15 protein-coding genes are annotated in these 16,695 nt (G+C 43.5%); 7 read left to right on the top strand and 8 right to left on the bottom strand.

What is annotated here, in order from left to right:
- Window positions 1-99: 99 nt before the first annotated feature.
- The 3 genes from AC2JF7_RS00785 to thiD all read right to left on the bottom strand — a co-directional run bounded on the left by AC2JF7_RS00785 (window position 100) and on the right by thiD (window position 2,419).
- Complete coding sequence (locus AC2JF7_RS00785) at window positions 100-723, bottom strand: SDR family oxidoreductase (RefSeq protein WP_500726118.1); 624 nt, start codon at window positions 721-723, stop codon at window positions 100-102.
- 150 nt (window positions 724-873) lie between these two features.
- Window positions 874-1,542, bottom strand: a complete 669-nt coding sequence (locus AC2JF7_RS00780; protein WP_500726116.1) for a type 1 glutamine amidotransferase — start codon at window positions 1,540-1,542, stop codon at window positions 874-876.
- 64 nt (window positions 1,543-1,606) lie between these two features.
- On the bottom strand, window positions 1,607-2,419 hold the full coding sequence (gene thiD / locus AC2JF7_RS00775; protein WP_500726114.1) for a bifunctional hydroxymethylpyrimidine kinase/phosphomethylpyrimidine kinase: 813 nt from the start codon (window positions 2,417-2,419) through the stop codon (window positions 1,607-1,609).
- A gap of 139 nt (window positions 2,420-2,558) precedes the next feature.
- Here thiD and glpK point away from each other — a divergent pair, with 139 nt between their 5' ends.
- The 3 genes from glpK to AC2JF7_RS00760 all read left to right on the top strand — a co-directional run bounded on the left by glpK (window position 2,559) and on the right by AC2JF7_RS00760 (window position 5,514).
- Window positions 2,559-4,067: a glycerol kinase GlpK gene (gene glpK, locus AC2JF7_RS00770; protein ID WP_500726113.1), complete on the top strand. Its 1,509-nt coding sequence runs from the start codon at window positions 2,559-2,561 to the stop codon at window positions 4,065-4,067.
- Between the two features lie 33 nt (window positions 4,068-4,100).
- The gene (locus tag AC2JF7_RS00765; protein WP_500726111.1) at window positions 4,101-4,874 is read left to right on the top strand and encodes a tyrosine-protein phosphatase; all 774 of its coding nucleotides are present in this window, start codon (window positions 4,101-4,103) and stop codon (window positions 4,872-4,874) included.
- A 130-nt stretch (window positions 4,875-5,004) separates the two neighbouring features.
- Window positions 5,005-5,514, top strand: coding sequence for an O-acetyl-ADP-ribose deacetylase (locus AC2JF7_RS00760; protein ID WP_500726109.1), 510 nt, complete (start codon window positions 5,005-5,007; stop codon window positions 5,512-5,514).
- A 236-nt stretch (window positions 5,515-5,750) separates the two neighbouring features.
- Here the strand turns inward: AC2JF7_RS00760 and AC2JF7_RS00755 are convergent, their stop codons facing one another.
- The 4 genes from AC2JF7_RS00755 to AC2JF7_RS00740 form a co-directional block, all read right to left on the bottom strand.
- The gene (locus AC2JF7_RS00755; RefSeq protein ID WP_500726107.1) at window positions 5,751-5,942 is read right to left on the bottom strand and encodes a hypothetical protein; all 192 of its coding nucleotides are present in this window, start codon (window positions 5,940-5,942) and stop codon (window positions 5,751-5,753) included.
- 9 nt (window positions 5,943-5,951) lie between these two features.
- Window positions 5,952-6,110 carry a hypothetical protein gene (locus tag AC2JF7_RS00750; RefSeq protein ID WP_500726105.1) on the bottom strand — a complete coding sequence of 53 codons (159 nt, stop codon included), beginning with the start codon at window positions 6,108-6,110 and terminating at the stop codon, window positions 5,952-5,954.
- A 146-nt stretch (window positions 6,111-6,256) separates the two neighbouring features.
- Complete coding sequence (locus AC2JF7_RS00745) at window positions 6,257-7,876, bottom strand: glycoside hydrolase family 13 protein (protein WP_500726103.1); 1,620 nt, start codon at window positions 7,874-7,876, stop codon at window positions 6,257-6,259.
- A gap of 176 nt (window positions 7,877-8,052) precedes the next feature.
- Window positions 8,053-9,012 (bottom strand): class A sortase, encoded by a 960-nt coding sequence (locus AC2JF7_RS00740; protein WP_500726101.1) that lies wholly within the window; start codon window positions 9,010-9,012, stop codon window positions 8,053-8,055.
- 462 nt (window positions 9,013-9,474) lie between these two features.
- Here AC2JF7_RS00740 and AC2JF7_RS00735 point away from each other — a divergent pair, with 462 nt between their 5' ends.
- The 3 genes from AC2JF7_RS00735 to AC2JF7_RS00725 all read left to right on the top strand — a co-directional run bounded on the left by AC2JF7_RS00735 (window position 9,475) and on the right by AC2JF7_RS00725 (window position 13,913).
- Window positions 9,475-10,359: a PRD domain-containing protein gene (locus AC2JF7_RS00735; RefSeq protein ID WP_500726100.1), complete on the top strand. Its 885-nt coding sequence runs from the start codon at window positions 9,475-9,477 to the stop codon at window positions 10,357-10,359.
- 132 nt (window positions 10,360-10,491) lie between these two features.
- Window positions 10,492-12,453 carry a beta-glucoside-specific PTS transporter subunit IIABC gene (locus tag AC2JF7_RS00730; RefSeq protein ID WP_500726097.1) on the top strand — a complete coding sequence of 654 codons (1,962 nt, stop codon included), beginning with the start codon at window positions 10,492-10,494 and terminating at the stop codon, window positions 12,451-12,453.
- 14 nt (window positions 12,454-12,467) lie between these two features.
- Window positions 12,468-13,913, top strand: coding sequence for a 6-phospho-beta-glucosidase (locus AC2JF7_RS00725; RefSeq protein ID WP_500726095.1), 1,446 nt, complete (start codon window positions 12,468-12,470; stop codon window positions 13,911-13,913).
- Between the two features lie 364 nt (window positions 13,914-14,277).
- On the opposite strand, the gene AC2JF7_RS00720 is transcribed toward AC2JF7_RS00725, so the two are convergent.
- Complete coding sequence (locus tag AC2JF7_RS00720; RefSeq protein ID WP_500726093.1) at window positions 14,278-15,516, bottom strand: MFS transporter; 1,239 nt, start codon at window positions 15,514-15,516, stop codon at window positions 14,278-14,280.
- 145 nt (window positions 15,517-15,661) lie between these two features.
- Here AC2JF7_RS00720 and AC2JF7_RS00715 point away from each other — a divergent pair, with 145 nt between their 5' ends.
- On the top strand, window positions 15,662-16,594 hold the full coding sequence (locus AC2JF7_RS00715) for a cytochrome C5 (RefSeq protein WP_500726091.1): 933 nt from the start codon (window positions 15,662-15,664) through the stop codon (window positions 16,592-16,594).
- Window positions 16,595-16,695: the final 101 nt, after the last annotated feature.

The following is a 16,695-nucleotide window of genomic DNA, read 5'->3' as shown; positions in this document are numbered from 1 at the left end:
AATAAAAAATCAAAAAGAAAAAAAGTTGAATTTGAAAAACTAGTCCCATTTTAGGAGTAAGCTCCAAAATCAGCTCTTTTAAATTTGGCAATAATTACTTTAAATTTGCTCTAAAGCTTGGTCAATTGGGTTGTCTCCTTCATGCATTGGAATCACCTTGCCGCTTAGATTATCATGGTCCAGGATGGCTGCCAAGACTTGAGCGACATCACTAATTGAATTTTGTCCTGACTCACGCACATTCAAGGCAACGTTCCCAGTTACTGGGGTCTGCGTTAAATTTCCGGGCTGCAAAATTGTGTAAGACAGCTCTGACTGGTGAATTAGCCAGTTATCGGCTAAATACTTGCCCATATAGTATTCGCGCAAGGAAGATTTTTCCCAGAAATGCGGGTCCAAGGCGCCATAACCGCTAAGCATGATAAAGCGGTTGATATGATTGACCTGGGCCGCTTGCATAACTTTGATTGCACCGTAGGTATCAATTTCCAGCACGTCATTGCCACGCGAACCAGCAACAAAATAAATCGCGTCTTGTTGACCAATTTTGCCTGCAATTTCAGAGGCAGGAGAATGAAGATCAAGTGGGACTTCTTTCACATTCAATCCCTGAAGAGAATCAAAGTGGCGGGCTCCTGCGCTAACTTGGTGGCCATGGTTAATTAAATTTTGACATAGCTCTTGACCAACCCGGCCGCTAGCTCCAACTACAAAAACTTTCATAAAATCTCCTTTACTGATCGACTGCCTAGTGTCTAATTATATTATAGCCGGCTATTTCCAGTCTTACCCTTATATGGTTTCAAACTTTGTGTCCAAAAAAGAGAAAACAAAGTGCATCTGCAATCCGTTTTCTCCTTGTTCTTATAATATTTATGAGTGCATGCGCTCTTCATGCCGGGCTGTAATTAACTTGGTAATGGCATTAGCCACATTGAGATTCTTGAGCAATGGCCCGTGGGAGTAAGTCCCGATAAAGTTGCGATAGCGCAAGCCCTCACCGCCATCTTCAGGGTTATTGCCATAGCCCTCAATCATTTTGCCCAGCGGCTTGAGCAGTTCGGGGTCATCGAAATAGGTTTGACCTGAGTGATTTTCAAATGCTCGAACTTCACCCCATTCGCTCATGTAGCGTGTGTCACCTATCATTCTCTTGTCAGCCTTGAAGATGGTATGGAAGGGTAAGATGTTGAGCCCCTTGATGGTAACGCCAGCACTGGTTTTATAGTAGCTTCCAATAAGCTGGTAGCCCCCACATACCCCCAGCATTGGACAGCCTTGGTTGATGTAGGCAGTTAAGGTCTCTTGATGGCGCGGCAGGTCCTGGGCAACTACAGTTTGCTCAAAGTCTTGGCCGCCACCAAAGAAGACAAAATCATAATCAAATGCGTTAAATTCATCGCCTAAGGAAATATTATCCACATGGGTTGAATAATTCTGCTTTTGCAATAAGAACTGAATGATTTTGACGTCGCCAGAGTCGCCATATGTATTCATCAAGTCTTCATATAAATATGCAATTTTAATTGTTGTCTTGGTCATTGTGCACCCATCCTATTATTCTTGGTAAAGTATAACTTAAAGGTGGTCAGTGAGCAAAAGATAATTACTCCACGTCATGTTGGGCGGCTAAGTGGTTGATTGGACCATACTTTGAACCAACTTTAATGGGGTGGGCGATGGCTTCATAAGTAAACTCCTTGGCGACCTCAATACTGTCAACGACGCAGTGTCCCTTGGCTAATTCGGCTGCAATAACGGCAGATAATGTGTCGCCTGTTCCATTGATACGGTTAGTATTGATAAATGGCTTGGTAAATTCGTAAAACTGGCCGTTTTCTGCGAGCAAAATATCAGTCACTTGGGATTGAGCGGGATCATCATGGCGTCCCTTCATCAAGACATTCTTTGCGCCCATCGCCTGTAATTGGCGTGCGCCTTGGTGAATTTCATCCTTATTGGCCAGTTCAAGTCCAGTTAGTTTTTGTTGTTCATAAAAGTTAGGCGTAATGACATCAGCCAGGGGCAAAAGCTGCTCTAAAAAGCCCTGATATGCATCATCGTCAAGCAAGGAATCACCATGCTTAGTTATAATAACGGGGTCAAGCACGATCTTGCCCATTTGGTACTTATTCAAGTTGGCAGCCACGCAGGCAATTACTTCCTTGTTGGCCAGCATGCCAGTCTTGAGTGCATTAATTTTGAAGTCTTGGTTCAAAACGTCAAATTGCTTTTGAATAAAGGCAATGGGCATTACTTCTTGGGCATAAATGCCGGTGGTATTACCGGCCACGGCGGCGGTTAAAAGGCCCATGCCGTATACTTCGCGGGCGTAAAATGAGTGCAGGTCAGCCGTCATCCCAGCGCTGCCATCACTGTCGTTGCCTGCAATAGTTAAGGCAATGATTTCTTGGTTCATTTTGCTATCTACTCCTTGTTAATAAAAGCTTTATTTTCAAGTATAACTTACTATGTTGACAATGATATAATTATTTCTTGTAAAAGCAAAGTTAGATAGTAAAATTATAATGAACCGCTTTCTTAAGAAAGGACACAGTATGGCGAAAAGTTACATTATGGCAATTGATGAAGGGACCACTTCTACACGGGCAATGATCATTGATCATCAGGGCCGTAAGATTGCTTCTGCCCAACGGGAGTTTCCGCAGTACTTTCCACAGCCAGGCTGGGTCGAACATAAGGCTGAGGAAATTTGGCATGCGGTCCAAACCACAATTGCAAATGCGATGATCAATTCAGGGATTCGTCCTGACCAGATTAAGGGCATTGGTATTACCAACCAGCGAGAGACAACCGTAATTTGGGATAAAAAAACAGGTGAGCCAATTTACAATGCGATTGTTTGGCAATCACGGCAGACTACAGAGTTAGCAGAAAAACTGAAAAAAGATGGTTACAGCGAGATGATCCATAAGAAGACGGGACTAATTGTCGATCCCTACTTCAGTGCCACCAAAATCCGCTGGATCCTGGACAATGTTGTGGGCGCTCAAGACCGGGCTGAACGGGGTGAATTGCTCTTTGGGACAATTGATAGTTGGTTATTATGGAAAATGACAGACGGCGAAGTCCATGTTACTGATTATACGAATGCTTCAAGAACAATGCTCTTCAATATCCATGACTTGCAGTGGGATGATGACATACTCAACCTGCTCAATATACCTCGAGCACTTTTGCCAGCAGTTAAGTCTAATTCTGAAATATATGGCTACACTAAGTCCTATACCTTCTTTGGCGGACAAGTGCCAATTTGCGGAATTGCGGGCGACCAGCAAGCTGCGTTGATCGGCCAACTTGCACTTAAAAAGGGCATGGTCAAGAACACATACGGGACAGGTTCATTTATTGTGATGAATACAGGCCAGGAGCCAACTGAGTCTGACAATAACTTGTTAACAACGATTGCTTATGGTCTTGATGGTCACATTACCTATGCTCTAGAAGGCTCAATCTTTGTTTCGGGCAGTGCTGTGCAGTGGCTGCGCGACTCAATGAAGATGATTAAGACGGCAGAAGAATCAGAAAAAGCTGCCAGGTTGTCTCAATCTGAGGATGAAGTATATGTTGTGCCCGCTTTTACCGGCTTAGGAGCGCCCTATTGGGACTCGGAAGCACGGGGCGCAGTCTTTGGCGTTACACGTGGAACAAATAAGAATGACTTCATCAAGGCTACACTTCAATCACTGGCCTACCAAACCCGAGACGTTGTCGACACGATGCAGGTTGATTCGGGAATTACCATTCCCACCTTGCGTGTGGATGGCGGCGCATCCAACAACAACTATCTTTTGCAGTTTCAAGCTGACATTTTAGGCATTAAGATTGAACGGTCTAAGACCTTGGAGACTACTTCGATGGGCGCGGCTTTTTTGGCCGGACTGGCAGTAGGATACTGGAAAAATGTAGATGAGCTTAAAAATATTTTTGTGGTTGGCAAAACTTTTGAAAGCAGCATGGGCCAGGAAGAGCGGGACCACCTTTATCAAGGTTGGAAGCGAGCTGTGAAGGCGACGCAACTATTTGCACACGGCAAAGCTAAATAAGTGAGATAATAAAGGCAAGAAGGGGTGATAAAGTTGACACATGAACGCATAATTAAATTAGATGGAGCTTTGAACTTCAGGGATGTTGGTGGCTATCAAAATGCAAAAGGACAAGCAGTTAAGTGGAACAAGATTTACCGGTCTGACTCGCTTAGCTCCTTGACTGCCAGTGATCAGGCTACGTTGATCAAGTTGCGAATTACAGTTGATTGTGACTTGCGCTCGCAATATGAAAAGCACTCTGCACCAGATATGTTGTGGTCGCACGTTAAGTTTGTTGATGTGCCAGTTTATTCTGATGACGTCAGTGACAGCAAGAACAACCACCGGGTTTATCGCTTTCTTCACCATATTCCTGATCTAGGCAATAACTATATTGGCCGGATTTATCAGCAAACCTTGCTCAATGGTCATAGCCGCAAAATGTTTGCACGGATCTTTACTGAATTGCTTAAATTGCCTGAAGACCAGGCACTGGTTTATCACTGCAGCGCTGGCAAGGACCGTACAGGCATGGTAACGGCTTTGATTTTAATGGCGCTTGGCGTTGACGATGAAACGATTGCTCGAGACTATTTATTAACTAACAAGCTCTATGACTTCGCAGTTTCGCGGCAATTGCCAAGCAATGACGAAATTTCCCAGATGGTTGCCAAAATGAATGTCACCAAGGGCGAAGGAGTTGCTATTTTGGGCATTACCGAAACAATCCGTAGCGGCTGGGGCGACTTTAACACCTTTTTTACTAAAGAATTGGGATTTACTGCTGCCGATTTGGAAAAGCTGCAAGGAATGTACTTAGAATAGGAGCAGATAAGTGGTAACTTTGCTTGATGTTGCTAAAACTAAAATAAACACAAAGTGCGTCCTTTAGAGGGCGCATTTTTGCTTGGGTAAAGTTGGTGCTAGGCTTAAAATATGACAAGAGGAGAAAGAAATGACTGCGAAAATCAAAATTATTCGAGGAGACATTACCAAGTTGCAAGTTGATGCGATTGTTAATGCGGCTAATAAGACCCTACTGGGTGGTCTAGGCGTTGATGGGGCAATTCACCAAGCGGCGGGCCCCGACCTGCTAGCAGAATGCAAGAAGCTGCATGGCTGTGCAACTGGTGAGGCTAAGATTACAAATGGCTACCGCCTGCCAGCTAAGTTTGTCATTCACACGGTGGGGCCAGTCTATTCAGGCAGTGCACACGACGATGCACTCTTAAAGGCTTGCTACATGAATGTACTGGACTTAGCTTATGAACACCAGCTGCATACGGTTGCCTTTCCGGCTATCTCAACGGGAGCCTATGGTTTTCCCCGCAGGCGCGCAGCAATCATTGCCGTGATTACAGTCAGGAACTGGCTCACACGGCACCCAGATTATCCAATGCAAGTAATTTTGTGTGCATTTGACGAGGAAACAGCTGAACTTTACCATGCACAGCTTGGTCGATAAGAATAAAAAAGTTTGAATAAATAAAAAAACATTCGCTTTTGAATGTCTTTTCACTAACTATTAAATAATATACTAAAGCGTCATGTATTAGGTACTTATCGTTGAATTTGGGAATTAATAAATGCGAGCAATTCTTTTAGATTGAATTTGGTCAACTTACCAATATGCCGTAATTCTGCCTTTTCTATAGGTAGTTTATAGCGCTTATTGCAATCAATCCATGATAGCTTATTTAATCAGGATTGTTGCCAATTTCTAATTTTATAATACTTTGCCTGTATTCTTAATGATTTATTCTGAATTTTTGAGGTTATTTTATAAACATAGTGAAAGCCGTCTGCTTGTTCGATATCCAGAACAGGTCTCGTTTTTTCTCCTGTAAGGTCATCGTACTTTAAATAAGCTAGAAAAATATTGCCAAAATCCATAAACATGACCTAATCTTCAAAAAATTCAGCTATTTCAGCTGGTGTTTCGACATTTTGACTAGGGGTATTATGTGTTGCAGCAACCATTTTTGTTTTTAATTTGTCATAATTACTAATTGAAAATGATATTGGTAGTGTTCCGGTATCAGCAATTTGTGTCAGTAACATTTATACCATGTCACTAGTTTTTAAACCTAATTTGGCGATCACCAAGTCAGCTGTTTCTGCAGTTGTTTTATTTAGATTAACTGAGATTCTTTTGGTAATAGTATCTTTCTTGGATAAAATCTCTTATCCTATTTTGCTAATGAAGGTTAGTGCGATAGGGTGACGGCAAAGGCCTCGTAGGGTTTGAGGACGACGTCCTGCAAGGTTTTAGGCTGGTCATAGTTAGAGATTAATACGTGTTCAATCTGGTCTGATGCGGTAAAGGGAGCAGGTCGACCGCTAAGGTTGGCTACGACTAGCCAGCGCTGCTTGCCCAGTACGCGGTAGTAGGCCAGGACCGTACTGCTTGCAGGGGCCGGAATGAAGTCACCGTTAACGATAATGTTATTTTCATGACGCAAGCGAATCAATTTTTGATAAGTATAAAAAATGGAATCAGGGTCCGCTAGCGCAGATTCAACGTTGATGTCACGATAGTTGGGGTTGACAGCTAGCCAGGGCCTACCTGTTGAAAAGCCGGCGTTAGTGCCACCAGTCCACTGTATGGGGCGACGGGCATTGTCGCGACCCTTGGCATTGATGGACTTAAGCAGCTCGGTTTTAGTATAGCCCTGCTTGAGCCGCTCATTGTACATGTTGATGCTTTCAAGGTCTTCAACTTCAGTAATATCCTTAACCGGGCAGTTGGTCATGCCAATTTCTTCGCCGTTATAGATAAAGGGTGTGCCCCGCATCAAGTGCAGGGCAATGGCAAACATCTTAGCTGACTGAACACGGTACTGGCCATCGTTGCCCCAACGTGAAATAACTCGGGGGATGTCGTGGTTCTCCCAGAATAGACTGTTCCAAGCGTGCCGATAATCCAGGTCAGTCTGCCACCTAATAAGAATATTTTTGAGTTCGCTCATTTGGGCTGGCTTAAGGTCCCACTTAGATTTGCCTGCTTGCTGGTCAATGCCTTGATCTTCAAACTGGAAGACCATGGATAATTCGTGGCGGGCTGGATCAGTATACTTGGTAACGGCATCTAGGTCCGCATCCCAAGTTTCACCTACTGTCATTACATCCCGACCTGCCAAAACCTGCCGGTTCATTTCTTGCAGGTAGGGGTGAAGCATGGGACCATTAGCACGAATCTTGCGATCAGGCTCCTTGCCAATTAGTTCGATCACATCCAAGCGGAATCCGCTAACGCCCTTGTCCAGCCAAAAGTTCATCATGTCATAGATTTTTTGCCGCATCTTGGGGTTCTGCCAATTCAGGTCTGGTTGCTGCGGGGCAAAAAAGTGCAGATAATACTGACCAGTATTAGCGTCATACTGCCAGGCCGAGCCCGAGAAGTCAGACTTGAGGTCGTTAGGTTCATGGCTAGCTATTGGGTCACGCCAAATATAAAAGTCACGATATGGATTGTGGCGGCTCTTGCGGGCCTCAATGAACCAGTCATGTTGGTCAGAAGTGTGGTTAACGACTAAGTCCATAATAATGCGGATGTTGTGCTTTTGGGCGGCCTGAATTAACTGGTCCAAATCCTGCATTGTGCCATATTGCGGATCAATCGCTTCATAGTCAGAAATATCATAACCATTGTCAATTCCAGGAGACTGGTAAATTGGCGACAGCCAAATTGCGTCAACTCCCAATTTTTGCAAGTAGTCCAAGCGGGCAGTGATCCCAGCTAGGTCGCCAATACCATCACCATTAGTGTCTTGAAAGGATTTGGGATAAATTTGGTAAACCACCGCGTTTTTCCACCAAGGTATCATAGTTATTCTCCTATTCTGTAAGCGTTAACTGTTGCTAGAAAAATTATAACATCCTGACCCTGATCTGTATGCTGTTACCGGTATCTATTTAATAAGCGTTGTCTTATTTTAACAAGCAAAAATAACCTTTTAGTAGAATATTGCTAAAAGGGATATTTCATTTATAGTAAAGATATTTAACTTTTATGGTGGGGCAACCAAATCCGCATTATGCTCCAGCCGATGACTAGCAAAAAGATTACGGTAAAGGCAATAATAGCTGTTTTAATGAAGCTTGTGCTCTGGTAAAACTTGGTCTGGGCTACCGGGCGAACGCGTTCCACTCTTTTAATCGTCTTGTGGTCTTTTTTTGCTGGCAGGTTTACTTGCTGCTTGGTCTTATTGGTGTCCGTCTTGTCTGTCAATTCTGTTGCAAGCAGGTTCTTCTTGCTGGCCGCGACCTGGCTGATCAGATCACCTTGGACAACTGTCCGGTGCTCGCCATAGCCATATTTAGAAGTGTTAAAGTCTGAACATGTAATCAGGGTAATCATGCTCTGATTCTTGATATTGTTTTCAACCTCAACTTGGGTAGGCTTGATTGCAAAGGAGATGCGCTTGACCTGATAGGCGTAAATCTGGTGCAGGTCGGTAACATAGATGAGGTCACCGGGCTTAGTCAAGTGCAGGTTATCCAAGACGGCAGGACCATGCGCCCCCATGTAGTGACCAGCCAGAACATAGTTGTTAGTTCCACCCATCACGCGGTCAGGCAGGCAGGTGACCACGCCGTATTCCAAGTTTTGGTTATGGTCGCCGTAGCCAGCAAACAAGGGATTGTGAATGTTGACGGCAGGAATAGAAATACGGCCAATGGCATAGGCTTTTTTCTGCTTGGATTGCCATATCCTGCTGGCGCTAATTGATTCAGTTTTGCTGGCATCGTAAGTGGTCTTGCGCTTTTTGTTAGCGTCAGCTTTTTGCGCCGTTAAGCCGCTACTGGCTTGTTCTGCGTTTTCTTGAACCAGGTATGAGCTACCAAAGCCTGAGCCCCAGAAGATCAAAGCCACCCCTAAGTAAAAGAGGGCACCCAAAAAAGCGGTGCGGACCGTGGCCCAAATTTTGGCTGCTGTGGGCGTGATTTTTTTTTGGACCATTATGCTTGTTCCTTTCATAGTTCTAGTTGAGTTTATTCTACCATCAATTAAGCCAAAGGCCTGCTTAAAAGAGCCGGCCCAAACTTTAGCCCAAGTGTAATTCACAGTTAAAATGATAATTAAAATAAAGGTTAAATTGGGCCTAGGAAGAGCTAATATTGTTCTGCTAACTGCTAAAGACTGCAAGCATGATCAGTTAATTAATCAAATGAACAGGTATATCGAATCATGCAAATAAAGAAGCAGTGATAAAGCTTTTTGCTGTTCTCAAGAGTACTTCTATAGCATAAATTTTGTAAATACTGATTCAAAATATTCAATTCAGTATTGAAATCGCTTTAATGCTGGTGTATGATTATTGACATATAAATAAGTGTGTTACTGATTCGATCAGGCATTAACCTATAAAAAGCGCTTTTTTTGCTCTTTATAGGTTTTTTTATTGGTAAGGGAGTTGGCTGAGTGAAATTTATTAAAAATTTTAACAACAACGCTGCCTTGGTATCTGAAAATTCTGGTGTTGATTGGGTAGTAATTGGGAACGGCATTGGCTTTGGCAAAAAGCGTGGTGATCCAATTGATGAGGCAAAAATCACACGTCGCTTTGTTGCTGTTGAAAAAAACATCAAGTTAATTGACAGTGTTAGTGACCTTGATGCACGAACCCTATCTCTGACTAACGAGGTTATTTCATTAGTTTCTAAGCGGTTAAAAGTTAATTTTTCGGACTACAAGTACTTGGTTTTGGCTGATCATATCGACTTTATGTTAAAGCGGACTGATGAAGGACTTGAATTGGGTCAGGATACCATTGGTTGGGAAATGAATAAGCTTTTTCCTAATGAGTATCAGGCAGCCAAAGATGCGTTAGGTTTAATTGAGCAGGAAACAAAGCTGACTTTTCCTAATTCCGAGCTGGTCTATCTGACTTACCATTTTATTAATGCGGGGTCTAAGCAAGGCAAGCTGCAAGACACTATTAAAATCACCAAGCTAATAAGTGGTGTGATTTCAATAGTGGAATATCAATATGGTATTCAGCTTGATAGTGAGTCTTTTAACTTTAATCGCTTTATGACCCATTTACGTTCCTTCATGGTACGTCACCTTTATCGGATTGGCGAAGATGCTACAGGCAGTGAGCTTGATCAATCACTGATTGAACTAATGCGGGTCAAATACCAAAGGGCCTACGAAACAGTTAAGAAAATTGGCACTTATTTGTATGATCAAGCTGGCTGGAAATTGCAACCTGATGATGAAGTGTATCTGACCCTGCATGTTTGGCGGGTGACGCATAGACAGAAAAGCAAAGGAGCAAAAAGCTCAAAGCGAGGCCCAAGCTAAGCAATAATTAAATAGTTAAACGGTGTGTTACTGTTTTTACAGGCATAAACCCAAGAATTCCAAGGTCTTTTGCAGCTTTTTGCAAAAACGTTACTTTGGCGTTCGCGGGTTTTTTATTTTTTGGAGGAAAATATGGCTTACGAAGATTTAAGTCGCAAGATTATCGCCAATGTTGGCGGTAAAGAAAATGTAGCTAGCGTGGTACATTGTACAACGCGGCTACGCTTTAAGTTAAAGGATACAAATAAGGCGAATGATGATAAAATGAAGGCAACCGATGGCGTGCTTTCACTAGTTAAGTCAGGCGGCCAATACCAAGTTGTTATTGGCAACAATGTGGCTGATGTCTATGACACATTGGTTAAGCTCGGTGGTTTTGAAGGCGATGGCGTAGTTGCTGATGATTATGTTGACACTAGCAATATGAACTTGTTGGATAGGTTTATTGACCTTATTTCTGGTATTTTTAATCCGATTTTAGGTCCAATGTGTGCTGCTGGGATGATTAAGGGCTTTAATGCAATGTTTCTGGCATTGGGGTGGGTTTCAGCCAACTCAGGGACTTATATTATTCTTAATGCCATCGGCGATAGTCTCTTCTACTTCTTGCCAGTTATTTTGGGGATTTCAGCAGCTAAAAAGTTTGGCTTGAATAGCTACTTAGGCGCCACCATTGGGGCAGCGCTCTGCTATCCATCAATCGTTGGCATGGCTAGCAGTAAAACGGCGCTGTTCACTGCTTTTAAGGGGACTATTTTACAAGCGCCTGTCCATATGACCTTTCTCGGAATCCCCGTAATTTCGATGAATTATACTTCATCAGTTATTCCAATCATTATATCTATTTGGTTTGCTACTAAAGTGCAAAAAGTAGCCCGCAAAATTATTCCCGACGTTGTGAAAACATTTTTAGTTCCGTTTACTATTCTGCTGGTCACTATTCCAGTCACTTTCATTGTAATAGGCCCAATAGCTACTTGGCTGGGTAACGGCATTGCAGCTGTTGTTAGTGCAATATATAGTTTCAGTCCAGTGCTGGCGGGAGTTTTAATGGGTGCTTTTTGGCAAGTATTTGTTATCTTTGGTGTCCACTGGGGATTTGTAGCTGTTATGATGAGTAATATTGCGGCTATGGGTTATGATCCGATTTTAGGACTATCTTTAGCGGCTTCCTTCGCTCAAATTGGAGTTGTTTTAGCTATTGTCTTCCAGACTAAAAATGAAAAAACTCGTAGTATTGCCATTCCGGCTTTTGTCTCTGGCATCTTTGGCGTTACTGAGCCTGCAATCTATGGCATTACTTTATCGCGGAAAACCCCTTTCATTATAAGTTGTATTGCTTCTGCTATTGGCGGTGGTTTAATCGGCTTATTTGGTACCAAGGTCTTCATTATGGCTGGCATGGGCATCTTCTCGATACCGGATGCAATTGGTAAAAGTGGGGTAGATGGGAAGGTATATGGACTAATTGCTGCAATGGCGATTGCCTTTGTTTTAGGCTTTATTTTCCAAATGCTCTTTGGCAAAAAGAGTGTTGATACCCAACTTGATGGTGAAGCTGCAGTAGCTGATGAATCGATGCAAAATTCAGTAGAGGCAAATGCAGTAAATGTCAATGATGTGGCGAAAGCTACCTACAATCAGGCTGAAAAAATAATTGCCCCACTTGATGGTAGAGTTGTTCCGCTTAGTGCGGTTAAAGATCAAGTTTTTGCTAGTGGTTCTATGGGCCAGGGCATTGCAATTGAACCGGAAACCGGACAAGTGTGTGCTCCCTTTGACGGCGAGGTTGCAATGACCTTTCCAACCGGCCATGCGATTGGCTTGAGGTCAACCAATGGGGCTGAAGTGATGATTCATATAGGCATGGATACGGTTGAATTAGATGGTAAGGGCTTTAAGATTTTAGTTAAAAAGAATCAAAAAGTTAAAGTTGGAACACCACTGATTGATTTTGATCTAGCTGCTATTAGGCAAGCTGGGTACGAAGTGACAACACCAGTTATTGTTACTAATTCCAATAATTACCACGAGGTTAAATCGCTTGTCAGTGGTAAAGTGGTAGTTGGCGATGACTTACTTGAATTAAAATAAGAAAAGGAGAAATTATGGAGACAAAGAATTTTCCCAAAGGATTTTTATGGGGTGGAGCTACTGCTGCCAACCAATTAGAAGGTGCCTATCAAGAAGGTGGTAAGGGACTATCGCTGCCTGATGTGTTGCCTGGTGGCAAGGACCGGATGGAGTTAGTCAATGCACCTGACTTTGACTTTACTATTGATTCTAAACGCACATACCCGAACCATATCGGGATTGATCATTACCACCACTTTAAGGAAGATATTGCCTTGTTTGGCGAAATGGGCTTTAAGTGTTACCGCTTTTCAATTGCCTGGTCGCGAATCTTCCCTAATGGGGATGAAACAGAGCCTAATGAAGCAGGATTGCAGTTTTATGATGCAGTAATTGATGAATGTCTCAGGCACCAGATTGAGCCAGTAATTACCATATCGCACTATGAATTGCCGCTTCATCTTGTCAAAGAATACGGTGGCTGGAAGAACAAAAAGTTGATCGACTTTTATGAGCGCTTCGCCCGCACGGTTTTAACGCGTTACCAGGACAAGGTTAAATACTGGATGACCTTCAACGAGATTAATAGTGCTGCCCACTTTCCAATTATGAGTCAAGGACTAACCACCAGCAATGGTGCCAATGACAAGAAGAACATCTACCAAGCCTGGCACAACCAATTTGTTGCTAGTTCCAAGGCAGTCAAGATTGGCCATGAATTAAAGGCTGACATGCAGATTGGCTGCATGATTCTTTATGCGACTACTTATAGCTATGATGCTAACCCTAAAAATCAACTGGCCACTTTGCAAAACAACCAGGCTAATAACTTCTTCTGTGCTGATGTGCAGGTACGGGGCCATTATCCGGCTTATACAAAGAGCTTGTTAGCTCGTGATGGGGTTAAGTTAAGCGATTTGGACTACACCGATGAAGAATTGGCTCTCCTTGCAGATTATCCAGTTGACTACATTGGCTTTAGCTACTACATGTCATCAGTTGTGGACGTGACTAATCAGGACCAAGAGCGGATTTCCGGGAACTTGATGGGTGGCGTTAAGAACCCCTTCTTAAAGTCCAGCGACTGGGGCTGGCAGATTGACCCCACTGGCTTGCGCATTGCCTTAAATGAGCTTTATGACCGTTATGAAAAGCCGCTTTTTATTGTAGAAAATGGACTGGGTGCACTTGACCAGCCTGATGCCAATCATTATGTGGCTGATGACTACCGTATTGACTATTTACGCCAGCATATTGAAGCTATCTCAGAGGCAATTGCCGATGGCGCAGATGTGATGGGTTATACGCCTTGGGGCTGTATCGACTTAGTCAGTGCGTCAACTGGTGAAATGTCCAAGCGTTATGGTTTTATCTATGTTGATGAAGATGATGAAGGACATGGAACCTTTAAGCGGTATAAGAAGAAGTCCTTTGACTGGTACAAGCAGGTTATTGCCACAAATGGTGCAGATTTAGCCTAAAGATAAATTAATAAGCTAAAAGCGTGATTTTGCGATCACGCTTTTTTGTTACGCTATTTTAAATGGACGAGAATTAGTCTATGTGCTGCTTAACAAAATCTTGCCAATCTTTAGCAGTGCTATCCATTCCCAAGCAGCTTGAATTGCTTAATAATTCGCTTAGTGATGATGAGGTTACCACTAAAAATGATTAAATAAAGAGCGTGTCTTTCAAAAACACGCTCTTATTTTGCAGTTGTCGGATTAAAGTAGTGATTGGTCTTAATCTGCCAGTGTGCGGCCCTAAACGCAGCAAAAAGTTCAATCTGCTAGTTTTACTTTTCTATTTAATGCAAAACTCCAACTACATTGGAGTTAGTTACTATTAATTATTAGCTTGTTTTTTCAAACTGAAGAAGATGATTAGGATGAAGTTGAGCAGGAGGGTCAGGCCGGTTGCCCAGAAGACGCTGGCGTAATTGTAAAGACCTGAAATGGTTGAACCCATCAAAGAGCCAAAGACCGAACCGATAGCCTGAAAAGACTGGTTGTAGCTAAAGATGCGGCCAAAACTTTCAGGAGGCGTGTTCAGAGTCAAGACGGTTTGCGCTGCCGGCAACATCCCGGCACTGGCAATGCCCAGTAAAAAGCGCAGGGCAGCCAATGTCCAAGGAGAACTGGTCAGTGCCATTGGAATGAAGAGGACAGCACCAGCAATTAGCCCTACCCGCAAGATCTTAAGTGGACCAATCTCGTCCATCTTGTGGCCAATGCGAGATGCTGCTAGCAGCGTCCCCAGCCCTGGTGTAGCGGCCACAATACCGGCCACAAAGGCAATGTTATTACTATTAGGCATCATTGACTTCACATACAAGGAGACAATCGGGTCAATTGACATGTTGGCTGCTTGAACCAGAAGAGTAGTAACAAACATTGCAACAATCAATTTAACGTTAGGCAGAGTATGCATGATTTCTTTCATGGGTTTCATCTCTGAACGTGAGACAGGCGTAAATTCTTCTTTAACTAAAAAGGTCGAACCCAAAAAGACCAACACCATTAAGAAACCCGTAATGAAGAAGGGAATCCGGTAGCCCCACACGGCTCCTAGCCAATTGCCAAAGAAATTGGAGAGAACGCCGCCAAGAAGAGGTCCGACCAGGTTTCCGGCTGTTCCAGCCGTCATCATCTGGCTCATCACCCAGCCACTCTTTTGATGGGGCGTTTCACCGGCAATCAAAGCCGTAGCGTTGTTGATATAGCCAGAAAAGGCCCCCTGAATAAAGCGCATCACGATGATGTAAATTGCGTTTGGGGCAAAGCCGGTCGCCGTAATCGTCAAGGCCATGACGCCAGAAGCCCGCATGCACATTAGCTTGCGGCCCTTTCTGTCAGCCAGGTTACCCCAATATGGCGAAACTATTGCCTGGGCAATAAAGGTAACAGCAAATGCCAGTCCAGAATAAAGACTAATCTGCAGTTTGCTGTAATGACCCAGGTCAGCGATGAACAGGGATATAAATGGCATGGTCATTGAGTAGCCCATGCCCGTGATAAAGCAGCCTAGCCATAAGGTATAAAACGACTTGTGCCAGCCTGCTGGTAGTTTAGTGGAACTAATCAAAACATTCTCATCCTTCTTTTTTAACTTTGTGAAAAAACCTTATCTTTTTTATTTTAGCACAATAAATTTGCTAAGAATTTGCTAAAGCAGTGAAAATGCGACGTGAAACGTGCTAGGATTATGTTCCTGAAGGGAAGAGGAGCTTATGGAGAAAGATTCATACATGACAAGACGTGAATACCGTCAAAGAAAAGCACAAACACACATAAATGATGCGCAAAAGACCGCTTCTGCAGCTGCTGGATTGCCACCAAAGGACCTTAAAAAGCGTTCTGACTACCGCCAGCTGAAGCTGAACTTTTGGGAAATCTTTTCAGACCGGCCCTATCTAGCAGTAGCAGTCGTTGTCCTAGCGATTTTTCTTATTATGGCCAAGCTCTGGTGGCTGCTGGCATTACTGGCAGTTGTTGTTGTAATCGGCATTTTAGTTATTGGTCATAGCCACCATCCTAGCCATGTTCTTAGCTTGGAATTCAAGCTGCAGGCATCCCGGAAGTTGAGCATGCTGCGCGCGCTGCAATTTGGTGGAGCGATTGTCATGTTTCTGGCTACTTATATGAAAAAAGTCGTGACTGTTGATTTTTCTACTGCGGGTTCTACTGATGGCCTGCAGGTTGTGCAAGGCATCTTGTCCAATCGCGGCGGAATATACGGCCAGCAAGGGTCATACTTTTTAACTTTGCTTAATACACTGACAAGTGGTCAACTCTGGGGCAAGTATCGTTATGCGGCTAATAGCGCACAAATGATGAACAGTGGCGCAGGTCGCCTCATCATTATGTGGGTTTTGCTCTTGATGGTTGCGCCAGCCTTCTGTGTCTTGGCGCAATTTTTGCGGGAGCCTTATGCCAGGAACACGGCCTTGCTGGCTTCGATTGTGGCCACGGTAAGTCTGGTTTTGACGCCCCACTTGATGCGCAAATGGATTGTGGAATATGCAGTGGAAAACAGGATGGCCAGTGCCCAAGCACATGCAGCCATCACTATCGGGCCGATGGCTTATGTCGCAATGCTGTGTGCGATTCTGGTCTTGCTCATTTCCATTTACCGGGTAATTAAGAAAGACAAATTTGCTTAAAGCAAGCTGGATCAATATTTGTATGGAGAAAGATATTAGATTCAATCGATTTTGGGCAAAGTAAAAGACATTCAGTTTTGAATGTCTTTTTTGCAAAAGTA

It is taken from the genome of Lactobacillus sp. XV31L (assembly GCF_059900865.1).
Note: the sequence above shows the minus strand (reverse complement) of the source record. Positions and strands in the feature narration are given on the sequence as shown.